The sequence below is a fragment of the Tenacibaculum sp. TC6 genome, from assembly GCF_050606265.1.
Classification (GTDB): Bacteria; Bacteroidota; Bacteroidia; order Flavobacteriales; family Flavobacteriaceae; genus Polaribacter.
Window position 1 is genome coordinate 1 of record NZ_JBOCUK010000012.1, and the last position, 18,243, is coordinate 18,243.

At 30.5% G+C, this 18,243-nt stretch carries 18 protein-coding genes; 12 read left to right on the forward strand and 6 right to left on the reverse strand.

Going from position 1 to position 18,243, the window contains the following annotated elements; genetic code table 11:
* Positions 1-278: 278 nt before the first annotated feature.
* From ACQY1Q_RS08445 to ACQY1Q_RS08490, 10 genes are all read left to right on the forward strand, one after another.
* Positions 279-2,033 carry a T9SS type A sorting domain-containing protein gene (locus ACQY1Q_RS08445; protein WP_431004866.1) on the forward strand — a complete coding sequence of 585 codons (1,755 nt, stop codon included), beginning with the start codon at positions 279-281 and terminating at the stop codon, positions 2,031-2,033.
* Positions 2,034-2,044: 11 nt separating this feature from the next.
* On the forward strand, positions 2,045-8,611 hold the full coding sequence (locus tag ACQY1Q_RS08450; protein ID WP_431004867.1) for an RHS repeat-associated core domain-containing protein: 6,567 nt from the start codon (positions 2,045-2,047) through the stop codon (positions 8,609-8,611).
* 15 nt (positions 8,612-8,626) lie between these two features.
* Positions 8,627-9,016, forward strand: coding sequence for a hypothetical protein (locus ACQY1Q_RS08455; protein ID WP_431004868.1), 390 nt, complete (start codon positions 8,627-8,629; stop codon positions 9,014-9,016).
* Positions 9,017-9,045: 29 nt separating this feature from the next.
* Complete coding sequence (locus ACQY1Q_RS08460; RefSeq protein WP_431004869.1) at positions 9,046-9,420, forward strand: hypothetical protein; 375 nt, start codon at positions 9,046-9,048, stop codon at positions 9,418-9,420.
* Between the two features lie 225 nt (positions 9,421-9,645).
* The gene (locus ACQY1Q_RS08465) at positions 9,646-9,903 is read left to right on the forward strand and encodes a hypothetical protein (RefSeq protein WP_431004870.1); all 258 of its coding nucleotides are present in this window, start codon (positions 9,646-9,648) and stop codon (positions 9,901-9,903) included.
* 12 nt (positions 9,904-9,915) lie between these two features.
* Positions 9,916-10,173, forward strand: a complete 258-nt coding sequence (locus ACQY1Q_RS08470; RefSeq protein ID WP_431004871.1) for a hypothetical protein — start codon at positions 9,916-9,918, stop codon at positions 10,171-10,173.
* Positions 10,174-10,304: 131 nt separating this feature from the next.
* Positions 10,305-10,640 carry an AHH domain-containing protein gene (locus tag ACQY1Q_RS08475; protein WP_431004963.1) on the forward strand — a complete coding sequence of 112 codons (336 nt, stop codon included), beginning with the start codon at positions 10,305-10,307 and terminating at the stop codon, positions 10,638-10,640.
* Complete coding sequence (locus tag ACQY1Q_RS08480; RefSeq protein ID WP_431004872.1) at positions 10,631-11,239, forward strand: imm11 family protein; 609 nt, start codon at positions 10,631-10,633, stop codon at positions 11,237-11,239. The genes ACQY1Q_RS08475 and ACQY1Q_RS08480 overlap by 10 nt, the downstream gene beginning before the upstream one ends.
* A 17-nt stretch (positions 11,240-11,256) precedes the next feature.
* A complete protein-coding gene (locus ACQY1Q_RS08485; protein ID WP_431004873.1) occupies positions 11,257-12,084 on the forward strand; it encodes a hypothetical protein in 828 nt (275 codons plus the stop codon).
* Positions 12,085-12,093: 9 nt separating this feature from the next.
* The gene (locus ACQY1Q_RS08490; RefSeq protein ID WP_431004874.1) at positions 12,094-12,894 is read left to right on the forward strand and encodes a hypothetical protein; all 801 of its coding nucleotides are present in this window, start codon (positions 12,094-12,096) and stop codon (positions 12,892-12,894) included.
* 407 nt (positions 12,895-13,301) lie between these two features.
* Here ACQY1Q_RS08490 and ACQY1Q_RS08495 read toward each other — a convergent pair whose 3' ends face one another.
* Genes ACQY1Q_RS08495 through ACQY1Q_RS08515 form a run of 5 tightly spaced genes read right to left on the reverse strand, consistent with a single transcriptional unit; the run spans position 13,302 to position 15,769 of the window.
* Positions 13,302-14,021 carry a tRNA1(Val) (adenine(37)-N6)-methyltransferase gene (locus ACQY1Q_RS08495; RefSeq protein WP_431004875.1) on the reverse strand — a complete coding sequence of 240 codons (720 nt, stop codon included), beginning with the start codon at positions 14,019-14,021 and terminating at the stop codon, positions 13,302-13,304.
* Complete coding sequence (locus ACQY1Q_RS08500) at positions 14,022-14,153, reverse strand: hypothetical protein (protein WP_431004876.1); 132 nt, start codon at positions 14,151-14,153, stop codon at positions 14,022-14,024.
* Positions 14,154-14,191: 38 nt separating this feature from the next.
* Positions 14,192-14,851 carry a tRNA (5-methylaminomethyl-2-thiouridine)(34)-methyltransferase MnmD gene (gene mnmD / locus ACQY1Q_RS08505; protein WP_431004877.1) on the reverse strand — a complete coding sequence of 220 codons (660 nt, stop codon included), beginning with the start codon at positions 14,849-14,851 and terminating at the stop codon, positions 14,192-14,194.
* 1 nt (position 14,852) lies between these two features.
* The gene (locus tag ACQY1Q_RS08510; protein WP_431004878.1) at positions 14,853-15,266 is read right to left on the reverse strand and encodes a hypothetical protein; all 414 of its coding nucleotides are present in this window, start codon (positions 15,264-15,266) and stop codon (positions 14,853-14,855) included.
* Positions 15,266-15,769, reverse strand: a complete 504-nt coding sequence (locus ACQY1Q_RS08515; RefSeq protein ID WP_431004879.1) for a DUF4920 domain-containing protein — start codon at positions 15,767-15,769, stop codon at positions 15,266-15,268. The genes ACQY1Q_RS08510 and ACQY1Q_RS08515 overlap by 1 nt, the downstream gene beginning before the upstream one ends.
* A 118-nt stretch (positions 15,770-15,887) precedes the next feature.
* On the opposite strand from ACQY1Q_RS08515, the gene ACQY1Q_RS08520 reads away from it, so the two are divergent.
* Both ACQY1Q_RS08520 and ACQY1Q_RS08525 read left to right on the forward strand, forming a co-directional pair.
* Positions 15,888-16,937 carry a branched-chain amino acid aminotransferase gene (locus ACQY1Q_RS08520; protein ID WP_431004880.1) on the forward strand — a complete coding sequence of 350 codons (1,050 nt, stop codon included), beginning with the start codon at positions 15,888-15,890 and terminating at the stop codon, positions 16,935-16,937.
* 70 nt (positions 16,938-17,007) lie between these two features.
* Positions 17,008-17,841, forward strand: a complete 834-nt coding sequence (locus ACQY1Q_RS08525; RefSeq protein ID WP_431004881.1) for a TlpA family protein disulfide reductase — start codon at positions 17,008-17,010, stop codon at positions 17,839-17,841.
* A 4-nt stretch (positions 17,842-17,845) separates the two neighbouring features.
* Here ACQY1Q_RS08525 and ACQY1Q_RS08530 read toward each other — a convergent pair whose 3' ends face one another.
* Positions 17,846-18,232, reverse strand: a complete 387-nt coding sequence (locus ACQY1Q_RS08530; protein WP_431004882.1) for a hypothetical protein — start codon at positions 18,230-18,232, stop codon at positions 17,846-17,848.
* Positions 18,233-18,243 lie beyond the last annotated feature (11 nt).

Consider the following 18,243-nt stretch of genomic DNA (forward strand, 5'->3'; position numbering starts at 1 on the left):
TTGTAATCACATTGTGTGCGCTTTTTCTTGTGTGGACTCGTATTCATAAAATAAGTCTAATTTGTGTCAACTTATTTCAGGACGGGACAAAAATTATATAAAAAGGCAACCATCAAGGTTGCCTTTTAGTTTGAAAATTATGCATCATTAATATAAAGAATATGAAAGTATTTATACTCGATAATAAGTTTTTAGCAAAAAACACAAAATTATTTCTTTGTATTTTAAGTATAAATATCTAGTTTTGAGACTTTAAAATTAAAAAAAAACAAGATTCTATGAAAACAAAACTACTTCATGTGGTTGCCTTTTTGGTAATTTCATTTTCATTAAATTCACAAAATTTATTAGATACTAATGTCTGGACCGTTGGCTCAGGTTCCGTTTCTGGATTTGCTCAGAATGGAACTACTGCTGAAAATAGTAGAGAATATGGTATTGGTCCTAAAGGAACTAATGTGATGTTATGGAAAGCTACTCCTGATACTTCCAATGATGCAGATGGGGGATGGAATTCTTCATATTCCAATATAGACCACACAAAAACGTATCGATTTGTTATTTGGTTAAAAAAGATAAACTCAAACGATGGTACTTCCTATTTCGGATTCCACAGCCCAGACAATGGGTTAACTCTCAATGGCACTGTAAATAACAATCCCTATTTCTGGTATGGAGATTTACCCCAACTTAATAAATGGTATATGTTAGTTGGATTTGTACATGGTAGTACTTATAATTCTACAGTCAGCTATGGTGCTATTTATGATGGTACTACAAGGCAAAAAGTAAATAGTATTACTGATTATAAATTTAAAACCACGGCTATGGTTTTAAGGCATAGAGCCTACTTATATTACGATACTAACACATCTGATAGGCAATATTTTTACGCTCCTAGAATGGAGTTGGTTGATGGGAATGAGCCATCTGTTCAAGAATTATTAGGATTAAATGATAATAATTCTGTAAACTTATTAGCTCCATATTTACCCAATTGGAATGTAGGTAATGGAAGCGTTTCTGGTTTTGGACAGAACGGTTCAACATCAGAAAATAGTAGGGAGTTGGGAAGAAACCATATAGGAGAGGAAGTTATTTTATGGAAGGCTACTCCTGATAACTCCAGTAATGCAGATGGAGGATGGAATACAAATTGGGTCTATGGAATAAATTCCACTATATCCTACCGATATAGTGTTTGGATAAAAAAAACGAATTCTAGCGATGGAACAACTTATTTTGGTTTTTATGCTAATGAAGAAGGTTCATTAAGATTAGACGGAACGTATAATAGTAATCCTTATTTTTTTGTTGGTGATTTACCAAAGTTGAATAGATGGTATTTGTTAGTTGGTTACGTACATAAAAGTAGTCATACCGGAACAACTAATACTGGAGGTATTTATGATGGTACTACAGGAGAAAAAGTAAGAACAATAACAGACTATAAACTGAAAAGTACGGTAAATTCTTTAAGACATCGATCTTATTTGTATTATGATACTAATACATTAGATAGGCAGTATTTTTTTGAACCCAGAATAGACCCTGTAAATGGTAATGAACCTACTATTGAAGAATTATTAAAAATAAATAACGATTCTAAACTAGTACTTTCATATGATGCCGCCAGCAACCAAACACAAAGTTTTTATTGTGGCGATCCTTCTTATTGCGCCCCTCCTGCTGCTCGTGAACAAGAGAAAGAAAAAGAATCTATTTCTTCTACAGCCGAAGAAAGCAGTAATGAAAAAAGTAAAGAAGAGATTGATAATACTCTTCAACTAGATGGTCAAGTACATATTTATCCCAATCCAACATCAGGATGGGCTACTTTAAGATTAGAAGAAACACTTCTTAAAAATATTCATTCTATAAAGCTATACAATACAAATTCAATATTAATTCAAAATATTACGCCGAGTACTAATACCCAACTAGATCTTTCTACTATGGCCTCAGGAGTATATTTTGTACATATTCATGTAAACAGAGGAAAAAGTATCACTAAAAAAGTTATTAAAAAGTAAAAGTTAGAAAGATGAAAAGAAATTTATATACTCTTATTATATTTTTATTATTTGTAGGAATACAGTTTTCAAAAGCACAAGACCCTAATGTTTTGGGAGGTAAGACTTCTGTAAAAATGAGGTTTAAGAAAACAAAATTAAAAACAAAAAAAACATTTAATGAGATTAATGAAGGAAGGACTACATTGGCAAAACTACCTATTGATGAACCTTGTTTAATGGATCCTGACACAGGAGAGTGCGTTGAAATTGATCCTATAGATCCTGTTGTAGTTACACCTGAAGCTGGAAGTACAGTTGGTAGTCTATCTGTTTCTTTGACAGGGTCAGCAAATTATTCTGTTCCAATAGTTATACCATCAGGAATAAGAGATATAGCCCCTAATATTTCAATAACTTATACGAGTCAAGGTTCAAATGGGTTAGCAGGATGGGGGTGGAATGTATCTGGGTTATCTACGATTAGTAGGATACCTGCTACTAAATATTATGATAATAAACATGATGGTATCGATTTTAAAGATGATCGGTTTTCTTTAGATGGACAACGTTTAATTATAAAATCAGGAGTTTATGGAGCAAATGAATCTGTGTATCAAACTGAAAATTTTTCAAACGTAAAAGTTGTTGCCTATGGAACCTCTCCTTATGGAGCGTCTTATGGCCCCTCGTATTTTATAGTTTATTATCCTAATGGGAATAGGGCTTGGTATGGTAACTCAGGGAACTCAAGAAGTAGATTGGAATGGGCTATTTTTAGATTACAAGATCCCCAAGGTAATTATATTGATTACAATTATCAATCTGATAATGGATTGTTAAGTATTAAAACAATTAAATATGGAGGGAGAATCGGTGGTACTACTCCTATGAACCAAATAGATTTTTCCTATGTTTTAAGAAGCAGACCTGAAAATGTATATGTTGGAGAATCTGTTTTTAAAAGAACTAATTTATTAAGAAGTATTGAGGTAACAACAAATGGTTCTCAATATAGAAAATATGAATTAGCTCATAATACCACATCTTTAGGGTATCAACGCTTAATTTCCGTCAAAGAATATAATGCAGAAAATAAGGCGTTAGTGCCAATAACTTTTGGTTATGATAATACTTCTTCATGGATTAAAGAAAGGGTGAAATCAGGAGATTTATACCCTGGATTTGATTATAAAACAAGCAGTTTAATAGCTGGAGATTATGATGGAGATGGAAGAACCGATGCTATTTTTTATAATAAAAATACTAGAGATAAGATATATATGCATATGAGACTATATGATCAAATCAGTCTGGCATATGAAATAAATACTGAGAAGTTTAGTGATATTTTTTCAAGCACTATTTTATCTCACAATAACAAAATATTGAGTCAACAAGCAGTAACTACAGTAAGGGAAACATCTTCATCTGGTTCTGCAACATCCTCTATTCGATTTAGAACTTTTGCTCAAGCAGCTTATGGTCCCGTGCATCAATATGACAAAGTTTGGACCACAAATAAATACAGAAGTGATGGTTATTGTGGAAATACTAACTATTATACAATCCCTAAAAAATATATTTCCGGAGATTTTAATGGAGATGGTTTGACAGATGTTATTGCTATTGAAAAACAATATACTTCAAGTTCTTGTTACCCAAGAGATTGTGATGGTGGTGGAGGTCCACTTCTCCCCACAGAACTTAAAAAAGAAGATAATAATTCTAAGGACAAATCAGCAAGGTTACCTATTGAAGAATGTTGTGATTGTAATTCGTATACTCAAAACCAATACAATGCTAAGGTGCATTTTATTGATTTAAAAAGAGATGTTACCTCTAATTTCGCTAAGGTTTCAGGTTATCTTAGAAAAGGTATTGGAACAAAAGATAAAATATTAACAGCTGATCACAACGGTGATGGTAAACAGGATATCTATCATTTTAAAGAAGGGAAGTTATACATTTACACCCTAGATGTAAATAATAATTTAACTTTACTCTATGAAGAAACTGACTCAGCAATAAAATTAGATAACCCAGTTCTATTGGGAGACTATAATGGTGATGGTAAAACAGACTTTGTAATTGCAACTGCAAATAAATCAAATAATTGGAAATATTTTATTTCAAAAGATACAAGTTTTTACAAAGAAGTAAAAACGTTACCTTTTGCTTACTATAAGGATGAACTAATACAAGGGTCGGTTACTAAAAGTGGGGTTTATATTAGTAATCCTTATTATGAGTATCGATATACAGCACAAGATGTAAACGGAGATGGTAAAACAGATTTAATTATGCATAATACGATAGCACCGTATTCTGCTTATGATAGATCTGTTGAATATATTAGTATTTATAAGAATAATCAAAATAGTTCAAGTAGCACTCCTACCTTTTCTTATGAGACAGGATATACGGATACAAGTGGAGAGGTTGGTAAATTTGGATTTCCTATATTTTTAGAATCTAATCGTACTAATGGTAACTTAGAATATGGATATATCAGTGTTAATAATATCTATATGTATGAGTTTGTAAAAGACCATCGAAAAGATATAGCGCTAAGAAGTATAACTAATAATGGAGTAAAGACTACAGTTGATTATGAGCTTTTAGGAGTCCCTGAGAACTCATTTGGATATCAAACTTACACTTCTGATTATAGTCAAAATTATCCTTATGTTAATGTAAATAGAGCAAACTCTTTTAAACTGGTAAAGAAGCTAACTGAAGAAGGAGCAGGTATAAAACGCTATCAAGATTTTCTATATCAAGGAGCTGTTTCTAATATAAATATAGGTTTTCAAGGTTTTTTAAAGACAAAAAGAACTAATTGGTATGGTGACGATGTAAGTACATTATGGACAATATCAAAATATGATATCGCTAACAAAGGAGTTGTAACTGATCAGTGGGTTTCTACTTCATCGTATGAAGGGAGTAACTATATGTCTAAGACAACGAATACTTTTAATTCAAGTTTAGCTGGTAATAAGGTATTTATTAGTGTTCCTACAAAAATAGAACAACATGATGCTTTAACTGGAGTAACAACTACGAAAACAATTACATATGATTCTTATAAAAACCCATTAACTGAAAATACAGTTTACAACGGGGGAAGTGAAAACCTAGCATATACTTATAGTGATAACATATCTTCAAGCAATCAATATTATCATGTGGGTAGATTAACCAAAAGAATAGAGACCAACACTATTGGAGGAAATGTTTTTACCACAGAAGAAGTATATAGTTATGCTAATAATTTAGTAACCGAACAAAAAGTAAAAGGAAATGGAACTCCTTGGAATATAGAAAGTTTTACTTATGATGCATCCGGTAATGTTACAAAAAAAACACTAACCTCTAGTGGATTAGCAGCAAGAAGTGAAAACTTTAAATATGATTCAAGTGGCCGTTTTTTAATAGAATCTATTGATGTAGAAGGGTTGAAAACTACTTTTACATATGACCTATTTGGTAATCCATTAACTTCAACTAATCCATATAACCAAGTTACTACCTATACTTATGATGGATGGAATCGTTTGGCTTCTCAAAAAAATTATTTAGGAAATACCACTACAATTACATATTCAAATCTGAGTGGAGGGGGAATAAGAAAGAATATAAATTATCCTCAAGGAGCAGATGAAATAGAGGAATATAATGCATTAGGTTGGATTGTAAAAACGGGTGTATTAGGTATTAACAATAAATGGACCTATAAAAATATAGAATATGATGTGGCAGGAAAAATAGTTAAAGAAAGTGAACCTTATTTTAGTTATCCAAGTCAATGGAATACTATTGCATTTGATAATTATGGTAGAGCAATTGCCAGAACTAGTTTTAATGGCTTAGTAGCAAATATTAGTTATAGTGGCTTAATTACTACAGTTGACGACGGTACAAAAACAATAAAAACAACTAAAGACGGTAGTGGAAACATCGTTAAAATGGAAGACCCCGGCGGTACTATAATCTATACATATCATGGTAATGGGGTTATGAAGTCTGCGAATTATGGTAGTCATGTGATAAGTACTGAAATTGATGGATGGGGAAGAAAAACAAAATTAATAGACCCTTCAGCGGGAACATATACATATCATTACAATAATTTAGGGGAATTATTAGAAGAAACCAACCCTAAAGGAGCTACAACGTATACTTATGATGCTTTTGGTAAAATAGCAACTAAAAAAATTAATGGGGAAGAAACTAATATGAGTTTGAATTACACTTATAATTCAACCACAAAATTATTAGCTTCTATTCAAGGAAATAATGCTCGTACCAATGAAAATTACACGTATACTTATTTGTATGATAGTCATAAAAGACCATCCATAACTAAAGAACAAAACGGCAAAGCCTATTTTGAGCATCAGGTAACAAGGGACACTTATGGAAGAGTTAATGCAGAAACATATATTAGTAAAAACTCATTAAATAACATAAGTAATACTGTAAAAGTTAAAAATATTTATGATACAAACTCTGGTATTTTAACCGAGATACAGGATTTCAATACGAGTAATAGTCTATGGAAAATTAAAGAAGTGAATGAGCGAGGACAAGCAAAAGAAGTACTTTTAGGAAATGGAATGGTTAAAAAGAGAACGTATGATCAATATGGATTTTTAACTAAAATGTTAGATCAGACCTCTGATGCTTCTAAAATAGCCTTAAATCTTGATTATAGTTTCAATACAATTAGGGGGAATTTAAACAGTAGAAAAAATAATAATTTAGCATGGAATGAAAACTTTACTTATGATAATTTAGACCGTTTAACAAATATTTCTGGTTCTGTAAGTAGAGAACAACAATACGATAACCGAGGTCGTATTACTTCAAATTCAGAAATAGGGACATATAATTATGGTAGTACTACTTCATATCGTTTAGAAGAGGTTAATTTAAATACTAGAGGAGATTTATATTATCAAAATCAACCCTTGCAAAAAATTAAATATAATGCATACAAAAAACCGATATCTATTTCGGTAAAAGATAAAGCAAAAGTTGATTTTGAATATGGATTGCTACAAAATAGAAGTCATGCATATTATGGAGGAAATGAAGATAATAAGTTAGACCGTAGATATCAAAAACATTACTCGGGAATTACTCCTGTAGAGATTGAAGTAGATAAACAAGGAAATACCAAAATTATTACCTATATAGGAGGTGATGCTTACTCAGCACCAATAATGCATGTTATGCAAACTGCTTCGGGTAGTGCTAATGGTTATCATTACTTGCATAGAGATTATCTAAGTAGTGTTTTAGCAATAACGAATAGTAATGGTACAATATTAGAACAACGTCAATTTGGCGCATGGGGAGAAGTTGATAAATTCAAGACTCTGAATAGTGAAATTGAATTTGAGCATGATACTACGTTATTAAGTCGCGGCTATACAGGGCATGAACATTTTATGGGGGTTGCTCTTATACATATGAATGGTCGTATGTATGATGCTAAGTTAGGGCGTTTCCTATCACCCGATAACTTTATACAAGAACCATTTAGTACACAGAGTTTTAATCGATTTGGTTATGTATGGAACAATCCTTTAAAATTTACAGATCAAAGTGGAGAGTTTATTATTACAGCTATTATTATTGGAGCTGTTATTGGAGGTTACTTAGGAGGTGTTCAAGCCAATGGTTCTTGGAATCCATTTAAATGGGACTGGAGCAGTGGAAAAACATGGTTAGGAGTTTTAGGAGGCGCCGTAATCGGAGGTGTGTCTGGAGGTGTTGGTGCATATGCGGCAGCTGCACTAACTCCTCTTATTACAACGGCAAGTGGTTTTATAGGTGGGGCTGTTTCTGGGTTTATTGCAGGAGCTGTTGGAGGTTTCATTACCGGAGGCTTTATGAGTCAATTACCGGGAGGAAATGGTGACTTTTGGGGAGGTGCTTTAAGAGGTACTGTAATGGGAGCTATAGGAGGTGCCGCCCTAGGAGGTGTTGTAGGAGGTATAAAGTCTGTATTTCAAGGGAAAAGTTTTTGGACAGGTAAAGACCTTGCTCCTAAAGTAATAAGCCCTAGACCTAAAGCTGAAGCTGTAAGTTCTATAAAAGCAAAAAGTGTTGAAGATGTAGCTCCTAAAAATAATTTATCAAATCAAAAACTTGATTTAAAAGCTCCAATAAGTAATAATAAACCTCCAACTACTGGTTCTTATAAAAAAATAGGAGGTTTAGATGGTAGAAAAAGTTTTAATTTTAGAGCAGAGCCAGTTTATAATTCACAAAGTAATCGAATAGCTCTAGGTGTAAGAGAAAGTTTAGATGATTTTGCATCTAAAGTTAAAGGTTTAACATGGAAAAAGTGGGGAGCAGTAGATTTTGAATCAAACTTCCTTAAACAAATAAACAATCCATCTACTGAAATTCATTTTAACCTTGATGGTGTTGATAATGTTTGGAGTGCTGTTCAACAAGGGGCTAGAGGACCAAATCTTGGAGGCTTCACAAATTGGGAACTATTCCAAATATATTCTAACTCAAATGCTTTATCTAGAACAATTTTTTATTCGAACGGTAGTGTTGTACCGAGTCCATTTTAATCAAAAAACACAAAAATGACAAAAATAATATTTAACTCAGAAAGATACTTCACAGTCTACGATTATAATTTAAGCCATGGTCAATTATTAATTCGATCAGATAAGAGAAAGGGGTATGATAATAACATTGATATTCTATTTTTTGACACACAATATATACAGATATTTAATATGTTAGATGGTATAACAATAAAATTATCGGATAAGACAGTATCAAATATTAAGTATGAAAGTGTTTCTAGTTATTTAAAATACGAAGACAATAATTTATTTGAAATAGAGAGTGGTGGTATATCATATTTTATAGCAGCTTCTTTTGTGAAGATTTATGAAAATAGATTAGAGCATTTCGAGTCAAGTATTGAAATGCATGAAAAAGGAAATTTAATTGGCTCTAGTATTTAAAGTTAAAGAACTTTTATTAACATTAAGAAATGATAGATCTTAATATAGAAAAAATTGAATGGATGTCTAAAGAGGCAGAAGAGGCTATTATTTATTTAAATGATGGTAATTATAAAATAATTTGTTTTAGTTGTCCATTTAATGAGCAGGAATTGAATAAAGGAAATTATCAAATCAATTGTTACGATGCTATAGGTTTTGAGCGTATAAAAGAGGAAACATATCACATAGGTAAACTTTCAGATTTTTTTTCATACCGTTTATATGGTAAAGTAAAAGATAGAGAAGTTGGTATTATAAAAGTAGGAGAGTTTCAATTCTATTTAGAAGATGGTGCTTTTCCAGGTGATATTGCAGATGGAGATTTTGTTACTTTTGAATGCAGCAGATTTGATTTATATTAAAAATGATAAAGGATGAGAATACTAACTTTAATGTTATTTAGTACGGTAATGTTGACAGCACAGAATCTATCCAACAAGTAATAATAAACCAGTAACTAGTGAATACAAAAAAATAACAATTTTAGATGGTAAACTCAATTTAAATTAAAAATAGAGCCTTTATAAATAGGGAGAAGTGTTGAAGCGTCTTGAGGTAAGCACTTTAATTATAGACACGGAGGAAGTATGAGTGCAATTGAACACATAAATTATAGACATGCTTTTAACTTTGGATTTGAAAATGCTAGCAGGTTTTCTCAAGGAACTTCAGTTAATATGATAAAAGACTATGTAAGTCAGGCTCTCAAATATGGAATCCCAATTAATGGAGATTTTGAATATACTTTTGGTAATGCTATTGGTACTAATATGAATGGAGGGGCAGCTTTTTCAATAAGAGTATTTGTAAGAGATGGTTGGGTTAGAACTGCTTTTCCTTTTTAAAAAATATTAATTATGAAAGTTTTAATAGATGATTTTATAAAAGAAGAAATTAATAATTATACAAAAACATTAATTTTAAATAAGATTGAAAATAAAGGTAAAAAACAAGAAGAAGAATTAATTTTTAATAAATATAGTTTAGAAATTAATTTTTCAAAAAATATAGTTGTAATATATGATGATGTTTTTTCAGAGGACTTGCCTTTAAAAATATGTTTAAAAGATTTTATCAGACATTTAAAAAATTACGATAGCGAAGACCAAGAATAAAAACAGTTAGCTCTTTAAAAGCAAAAAGTGTTGAAGATGTAGCTCCTAAAAATAATTTATCAAATCAAAAACTTGATTTAAAAGCTCCAACAAGTAATAATAAACCACCAACAACCGGTGAATATAAAAAAATAGGGGGCTTAGATGGGAAAGCTAGATTTAAGTTAGATGAACTTCCAAAGCAGAAACATCATTTTGCAACAAACAAACATAGTGTGTATACTCAAAAAATGGATAAAATAGCTTCTAAATTTAATTTATCTTTGGATGGGGAATGGAACCAAAAATTACTACCTCATTTAGGGAGACATCCTAATACTTATCATGAATTTGTTCTAGAAGGAATGCAACGAGCAGCTTCACAAGCAAGTAGTAGTCAATCTAAATTTATACAACTTTTCAATCAGTATGTTATAGACCCAGTTATTAAAAACCCAGAACTTTTAAGAAAATCAGGATGGCAATAAATAAAAAATACTATTCAATATATGCTAAAAACTTAAAAGAAGTTTCTAGCGCTAACTCTATAGGAAATGATAAATTAGATTATGAATTAATTCCTGAACTTAAAAACCTAGATGAAATGCCTTTTGAATTTGAATTAAAAATGTTAACTCATAGTAAAAGAGGTATTATTATTAGTGACGATACATCTTTATTGAAGCAAAAATGGTTTGATTATCAGTATAATGATTTGGCATGGCCTATTTTTTCAGAAAGATTAATGAAAGTTATTGAAACTAGCTTAAATAAAAATGAAAATCTTTCTTGGATTAAATGTATAATAAATTCGAATGAAGAAAAGAGAACCTATTTTATTCCAAAGTTTTCAAAAAAACCAGATTTATTGGACACTAATAAAACAATTTATGTACCTGGAACCAATCATATAATTAAACCTTACTTTTCTCTTTCAAAAGCCCAAAAGTACGCTGTATTTCCTAAACCGTCAACTTTTTGGGAAATACCTACTAGTATAGTTGTAAATCAACAGGTAAAAGAAGCTATTGAAAAGCAAAGATTTCCTGAAATAGAATTTGATGAGATACTAATTTCAGAAAGCTAGTTTTTATACTAATAATTATGACAAATTTTGATATTTTAATAAATATATATTTTAGTAAAAAACTCAATAAAGATAATATTGAATTTTTAACAGATTATATAAGTAAAAAAAGTATTCTTTTTTACAACAAAGAAATTGAAAACTTATCTTTTACTTCTGTTGAAGGAAAAAAAAGACAGAATAAAACATTAAAATTTAATTCTCAAAATTTAAAAAAAGTTTATGATTCAGTTCTTAAAGATTCCTTAAAAGGTTTTGATTTATTTAATCTTTCTAATGATTGGAAATATAAATCTAGAGATAATGACATATTATTTCTATATAGAAGTCAGGATGAATGGATTGAATATAGTTCTGTACTTTTAAAATTTAATGGAAACTTTAAAAATGAAAATTTAAATATTAATAATTCAATAAAAAATATTGTAAATGAATTATTAACTTATTTTAAACAAGAATTGTTTGATATAAAATATGGGTTTGTTTTTTCTATGGAAAGAGACAAGTCTCCAGCTTTTTTCGCGACAGGTATTAGTAGTGAAAATTTAACTAAGGAAGAGCAAGAAAAAGCTTTTTTATGGGGAAGAAGTCAACATCTTTGTAATGAGAAAGTATGGGATGTTTTTTGGGGAAATATAATAACTTCTAATCATTTCAAAAATGGTTTTTCTGAAAATCAATTAACTGATTTTTTTGGAGAAGGAAATATTATTAATAATGAAGGATTGTTTTATATATGTTATTTACCATATGAAATACCATTGTCTAGTGAAGTTAATAATGAAGTAAAAAGTCTTGGAAAAAAAATTAGAAATAAAATGAATGATTATAAAATGATAATTTAAAAACTGTAAATGAAGATTAAAATAATTTTATTAGTAGTATTAACATTTTTATCCTGCAGTTCTGATGATAATACTGTTGTAGAGTCTCAAGAAGAGCCACTAATTATTGAACTAGTAACTAATAATACTAATGTTACTATAGATGAAGTAGTAACTTTTCAGGTAAAGACTAATAAACCATTTGGGAGTATAACTTATTCTACAGATAATTTTATTACGTCAAAAACGGTTGGTAAAAGTTTGGGAGATTCTTTTGGTACAAGTTTAACATTATATGTTAACACTGCTAATATCGGTAAAATAACTCACAGTATTGAAGTTAGTGATGCTAATAACCCTAGCAAAAAGGCGAAGAGTAGTTTGAGTTTTACAGTAGAAAAAGGAAACGCCGTGCGTATTAAAGATGTTTTAGTTAACAGTTTTTATGATAAGGATAATATTTGGGATACAGAATTTTCTAATACGGATCCAAACAGATTGGCAGATGTGTTTTTTGTTTTACAAAAACCTCAAATAGGTACTTTGACAGGTCAATTTCAACAACAATTATGGTATAAGTCTAATGTTAAAGAAAATCAAGGTGATTTAAAATGGGATCTTTTACAAGACAATTTATATGTAAATCCGAATGCAATTATTCAATTAGGATTAGCTGATGATGATGGTGGAGGTATAGCGCAAGATTTATTATTGGGACCCCCTTATGAAAAGGATATTAATTTATCACAATATATTAGTACAAAACCTGACAATATTATTTTTGAGGATAATTCTATCAATTTAGATGTTGATTTTGGTTTAGAGTGGTAAAGAAGTAAATTGATTAAATTCCCGCTAACTAGTGGGGATTTTTGTTAACAAGATATGAAAACAATAGCAGTTTTCTTTTTTATTTTTAACATTTCTTTTTTTGCACAGAAAGAAACTAATATTTGGTATTGGGGTAAGTGTTGATTTTATTTCAGGTATAGTAATACTAATAACGTCTCCTCGAATAGGTTCTGATGTTGGTGGGTCAGCAACTATTTCTACATCAGTCATAAGTTAACCTAAGTTTTATGCCAAAACGATAATGGATTAACGATAAAGGTTAGAACGCTGTTTATAATGGACTGGTACTATCCTCAAATGACTAATGGTTTAATAAAGAGCTTATTGACCCAAAAGAAAATATTGTAAGAAAGAAAGGACGTTTTATTTTACTTAGATAATTGTTTTTACATTTTCAAATAAAAATCTTTTGTTAGATTAATATAGGCATCAGTATATTGGTGCCTTTCTATTTCAATAATTAATTCTTCCTCTTGAGTAGTTTTTTTTGAAAAAGAAAACTCTAATAAACTACGTTTAATTTCGGATGAAGGATTTCCTTTAACTCTACAAATTCTGTTTGCGTGTAGATGATAGCTCTCTGCTAACTGAATAAAATGTTCTTCTTCTTTGTAAGGAATAATAGTAGAAAAAATACCATTGTCTGATAAAATTTTACTCACTCCCATTACTAACTCTTCAAATGATAATGAACTGGTAAAACGGGCTTTGTTACGAGCATCGTTTTCTGTTTCAAAAGTATCGTTGTAAAAAGGAGGATTGGAGACTATAATATCATATTGTTCCTCTTCTTCAGCAATCTCATCAGCAAAGTCAACAAAAGAAGTATGATAGCAGAATAATCGATCTGCCCAGTCTGATTGCTCAAAATTTTCTACAGTCTGTTCATAGGCATTTTCATCAATTTCAACAGCATCGATAGTCATGGCATCACTACGTTGCGCCAACATTAATGAAATAATTCCGGTACCTGAACCAATATCTAATAACATATCAGAAAACTCACCTAAATTACACCAAGCACCTAATAATACAGCATCGGTGCCTACTTTCATGGCAGTCTTATCTTGATGTACCGTAAACTCTTTAAATTGAAAAGGTTTCATTTATAAAATACGTTCAATAAATTTTTCGGCATTAAACCAAAGTATAAGTATAATAATAAGTAAGAAAACTAAAAACAAGCCACGTTTAGGATTGGTTTTCTTTTTTCGTCCAAATCTTCTTTCAAATTTCATTGTTTTCTGTTTTAATTTTATAAAGCTAACTTATTTTTCTATGCAGAGAGCTTTACCCCGCGAAGCATTTCTCGTTTACCCGGAGGACCTGGCAAACGTTCTACATGAAAACCTACAGTTTGCATTGCACGTCGTACACTTCCTTTGGCAGCATAGGTTACTAAAACACCTTCTGATTTTAAAGCCGTAAACATAATTTTAAAAATATCTTCGGTCCAGGAATCAGGTTGCACTCTTGCTCCAAAAGCATCAAAATAAATTAAATCAAAGCAATTTTCATCTGTAATTTCAGAAAAAAACTGCTTACGCTTTGTAAGTAGAAAGTGTGGGGCAATAGTATGTTTTTTTTCCCAAGAAACCTCATGAATTTTTTCAAAAAGATTTCGGTTGTTTTCCGCCTTTAACACAGAAACATAATTAAGTTTTTCAACTTCTTCTTTGGTTATTGGATAAGCCTCAATTCCAACATAATCAATATTTTTTTCGGTTTCCAATAATGTTATAAAACAATTAAGCCCGGTACCAAAACCAATTTCAAGAATAGAAATTGCTTCTTTTTTTATAACCTCAAAACCACTTTTAATAAAAACATGGTATGCCTCTTGAATAGCTCCGTGTATTGAATGATATTGTTCGTTCCATTCAGGTAAATGAATGGTAGTTGAGCCATCTGAGGTTATAATAATTTCTCTCTTCAAATTATTTGATTAATAATTTTTGTATTCTGGGTATTGGACCGGTGCAAGTAGTTTTATGACAGGTAATGCAACTATTTATAGCGGTATTAAAATTTTCTTTTTGAGTATGTTTGTCATCTTCAAAAACAATTTTCATATTTCGAATATATTCATTAGAAAATTGCTCAAAACTTTCAGTTCTGTCATTAGGTTCTGTTAATGTTGCAGAGTGAATTTTTAAAAACCGTTCAGGAAAATAACCAATTGCCTGATTTTTTATAATCTTTTCTTTTATATCAAGATTAACATAGTACATTGTATTCATTAAAGCAGCCATTTCTGACTGCTTATGCATAATAAATTCAGTATCTTTTTTCTCTTGTTTTTTACATGAGAAGAAGCAAAAGGCTAAACAGATGATAAGGTAGTATTTCATTACTTTTTTAATAACACGCCATCAGCTTCAAAAGCATAAGTATATTTTGGTTCTGTTATTTTAGCAATTTCTTCTTCAGATTTACCGGCATCTTTAGCGTAATGCTGTAATTCTTCTACAGAAGTTTCAGTAACAAACGCTTTTCCGTTAACAATTACTTCTTTATTGTCGGCATTTAAAGGCATGAAAAAACCATAATCTTTAAAACGTACCATAGATTCTTTTTGATCACCCAAATCTAATTTCATCCAACATCCTTTTTTCTTACAAACCTCATTAATAGTTGAGGTAAATTTAATAGCTAAAGTATCTCCGACTTTTAAATTTTGAAATGTAGCCAAAGCTTCCGATTTGGTCAGTGGATTTTCTTCAGAAATAACTTCTCCAAAAGATAGGAATTCAGAATCTTGAGTGTTTTTTTGCGATGTGTTTTCCTTGTTTTCAGTTTTGCAAGACATTAGCAGATTGGCAAGAAAGAATCCTGCAATAAGTAGTTTTTTCATAATCAGTTGTTTAAGTTAAGCAAAATAACAAAGATAGATATATTTGTTTGATTCTTAAAGTAAATACCTTTAATACTGGTTGTTTTTGTAACTTTGTGAGGAAACAAAAATTTTACTTATGGATATTAAAATTCAACCGATTGAAACTTCTAAAATAAATAGTGTAGATTTTAGCAATTTAGCGTTTGGACATGTTTTTACTGATCATATGTTTATTTGTAGTTATGCCAATGGTGAATGGAAAAATCCGGAAATTGTTCCTTATGGTCCAATTGCTTTTGAACCTTCTGCACGTGTGTTTCATTACGGGCAGGCAGTTTTTGAAGGTATGAAAGCTTATAAAGATGATAGTGATGATATCTTTTTATTTAGACCTGATGAAAGCATTAAACGATTGAATAAATCTGCTGAAAGATTAGCTATGCCTGCTTTACCGGAAGAATTTTTTTATGAAGGGTTGAAAAAGTTATTACACATAGATACTTCGTGGATTAAAAAAGGGTTTGGAAACTCTTTATATATCAGACCTTTTATGATTGCAACTGAAGGAGCTATAGCTGCTTCACCGGCTAAAGAATATAAATTTATTATTATTTGTTCACCGGCTCAATCATATTATGCTGGTGAGGTTAGAGTTGTTATAGCTGAAAAATATAGTAGATCTGCAGATGGAGGTGTTGGTTTTGCAAAAGCAGCAGGAAATTATGCAGCACAGTTTTATCCTACAAGTTTAGCGCAAAAAGAAGGGTATCAACAGGTTATTTGGACAGATGCTAATACGCATGAGTTTTTGGAAGAAGCCGGAACTATGAATGTATTTTTCAGAATAGGTGATACCTTAGTTACTGCTCCTGTTAATGATAGAATTTTAGATGGAATTACCAGAAAATCAATTATTCAATTAGCAAAAGATTCCGGTGTAACTGTTGAAGTACGTAATATAACTGTTACCGAAATTAAGGAGGCTGCAACAAAAGGTGAGTTAAAAGAAATATTCGGATCAGGAACTGCGGCTGTGATTAATCCTATTAAAGGTTTCAAACATCAGGATTTTACGTATGAATTACCGGAGTTGGAAAATGCGTATGCTACTGTTTTTAAAGAAAAATTAATGAACATTCAGTATAATAAAGATACAGATGTACATAATTGGAGAGTGAAAGTTTAACAAAGTAAGCAATTTTTCCCTAAATTTATAGTTAGTTTGTTATAAATAAGAAAATTAATTATAGGGGGAAATGAAAAATATAGTAGTAGCCATACTGTCTTTAGCTATTGGTTTTGCCATTAGTGTTTTTGGAATTAAATTTTATTTAAAAAGCTATAAAGATAAAGTTGAGTCTAATACAAAAGAGAGTACACCAAAAAATATAAGGGCATCTCAGATGCCTGATTCAATTCAAGAGAGCTTTGAAAGTTGGACAGCATATTCTAAAGAGAATATTGATTTAATGTCAACATTCAAAGCTCTTGATGAAAATGGAGAGGGGATTGGAAAAGGATTTTTTTTAAACTTATTACGAACCGGTTCTTATTTACCTAAAAAAGTAGAGAAAGATAGTGAAGTATATTATCAACTAATTCCATTGGGTGAAACTACTGACGAAAAGATTAAAAAATCAATACAAAGTTTAGCAACCATGGCTAATCATTATTTTAGTATGGAAGGCAAAAAACTACCCAGTTATAATTTTGTAGACTTACAAGGAGTTTCATATAATAAAGAAAATACAAAAGGGAAGGTGTTGGTGTTGAAATGCTGGTTTATTACTTGTAAAACTTGTGTTGAAGAATTTCCGCAACTTAATGAGTTAGTTGATACTTATAAAGATAGAAATGTTGTTTTTGTTAGCTTGGCATTTGATGAAAAAGATAAACTGATAGAGTTTTTAAAAACAAAAACGTTTAAATATGCTACCATTCCTTTACAAAAAGATTATATGTCTAAAGAATTAAAGGTGAAACAATATCCTACCCATCTTATAGTTGACAGTAACGGCGTTATTTTAAAAATGGTTAATAACGTACATACATTGACTTTAGAGTTAGATAGGATAATGAATCAATCGTAGAGTGTTATTCGTGTAAGATTTTTTCTATATTCGGTTTAAAATAATTAGGTCCTTTTAAAACTTTACCGTCTTCTCTATAAATAGGTTTACCATCTCCTCCTAATTTACTCATGTTGCTACGTTGTATTTCATTGAAAACTTCTTCAATTTTATGTTGCATACCATGCTCTATAATAGTACCACACAAAATATATAACATATCACCTAAAGCATCAGCAACTTCAACCAAATCGTTATTATTAGCTGCTTCTAAATATTCTTCATTTTCTTCTTTCATTAAGTTAAAACGAAGCAAGTTTCTGTCTTCTCCAATATTAGCTATAGGCTTATTATTTATACCCAAACCAAAAGCCTCATGAAATTCATGAACTGCATTAATTTTATTTTTCATGTTTTATGTGT

Coding starts and splice junctions, on each gene's coding strand:
- ACQY1Q_RS08520 (WP_431004880.1), top strand. CDS start 15,888: ATGGATATTAAAATTCAACCGATTGAAACTTCTAAAATAAATAGTGTA.
- ACQY1Q_RS08490 (WP_431004874.1), top strand. CDS start 12,094: ATGAAGATTAAAATAATTTTATTAGTAGTATTAACATTTTTATCCTGC.
- ACQY1Q_RS08530 (WP_431004882.1), bottom strand. CDS start 18,232: ATGAAAAATAAAATTAATGCAGTTCATGAATTTCATGAGGCTTTTGGT.
- ACQY1Q_RS08525 (WP_431004881.1), top strand. CDS start 17,008: ATGAAAAATATAGTAGTAGCCATACTGTCTTTAGCTATTGGTTTTGCC.
- ACQY1Q_RS08455 (WP_431004868.1), top strand. CDS start 8,627: ATGACAAAAATAATATTTAACTCAGAAAGATACTTCACAGTCTACGAT.
- ACQY1Q_RS08495 (WP_431004875.1), bottom strand. CDS start 14,021: ATGAAACCTTTTCAATTTAAAGAGTTTACGGTACATCAAGATAAGACT.
- ACQY1Q_RS08515 (WP_431004879.1), bottom strand. CDS start 15,769: ATGAAAAAACTACTTATTGCAGGATTCTTTCTTGCCAATCTGCTAATG.
- ACQY1Q_RS08480 (WP_431004872.1), top strand. CDS start 10,631: ATGGCAATAAATAAAAAATACTATTCAATATATGCTAAAAACTTAAAA.
- ACQY1Q_RS08445 (WP_431004866.1), top strand. CDS start 279: ATGAAAACAAAACTACTTCATGTGGTTGCCTTTTTGGTAATTTCATTT.
- ACQY1Q_RS08450 (WP_431004867.1), top strand. CDS start 2,045: ATGAAAAGAAATTTATATACTCTTATTATATTTTTATTATTTGTAGGA.
- ACQY1Q_RS08465 (WP_431004870.1), top strand. CDS start 9,646: ATGAGTGCAATTGAACACATAAATTATAGACATGCTTTTAACTTTGGA.
- ACQY1Q_RS08485 (WP_431004873.1), top strand. CDS start 11,257: ATGACAAATTTTGATATTTTAATAAATATATATTTTAGTAAAAAACTC.
- ACQY1Q_RS08500 (WP_431004876.1), bottom strand. CDS start 14,153: ATGAAATTTGAAAGAAGATTTGGACGAAAAAAGAAAACCAATCCTAAA.
- ACQY1Q_RS08470 (WP_431004871.1), top strand. CDS start 9,916: ATGAAAGTTTTAATAGATGATTTTATAAAAGAAGAAATTAATAATTAT.
- ACQY1Q_RS08460 (WP_431004869.1), top strand. CDS start 9,046: ATGATAGATCTTAATATAGAAAAAATTGAATGGATGTCTAAAGAGGCA.
- ACQY1Q_RS08510 (WP_431004878.1), bottom strand. CDS start 15,266: ATGAAATACTACCTTATCATCTGTTTAGCCTTTTGCTTCTTCTCATGT.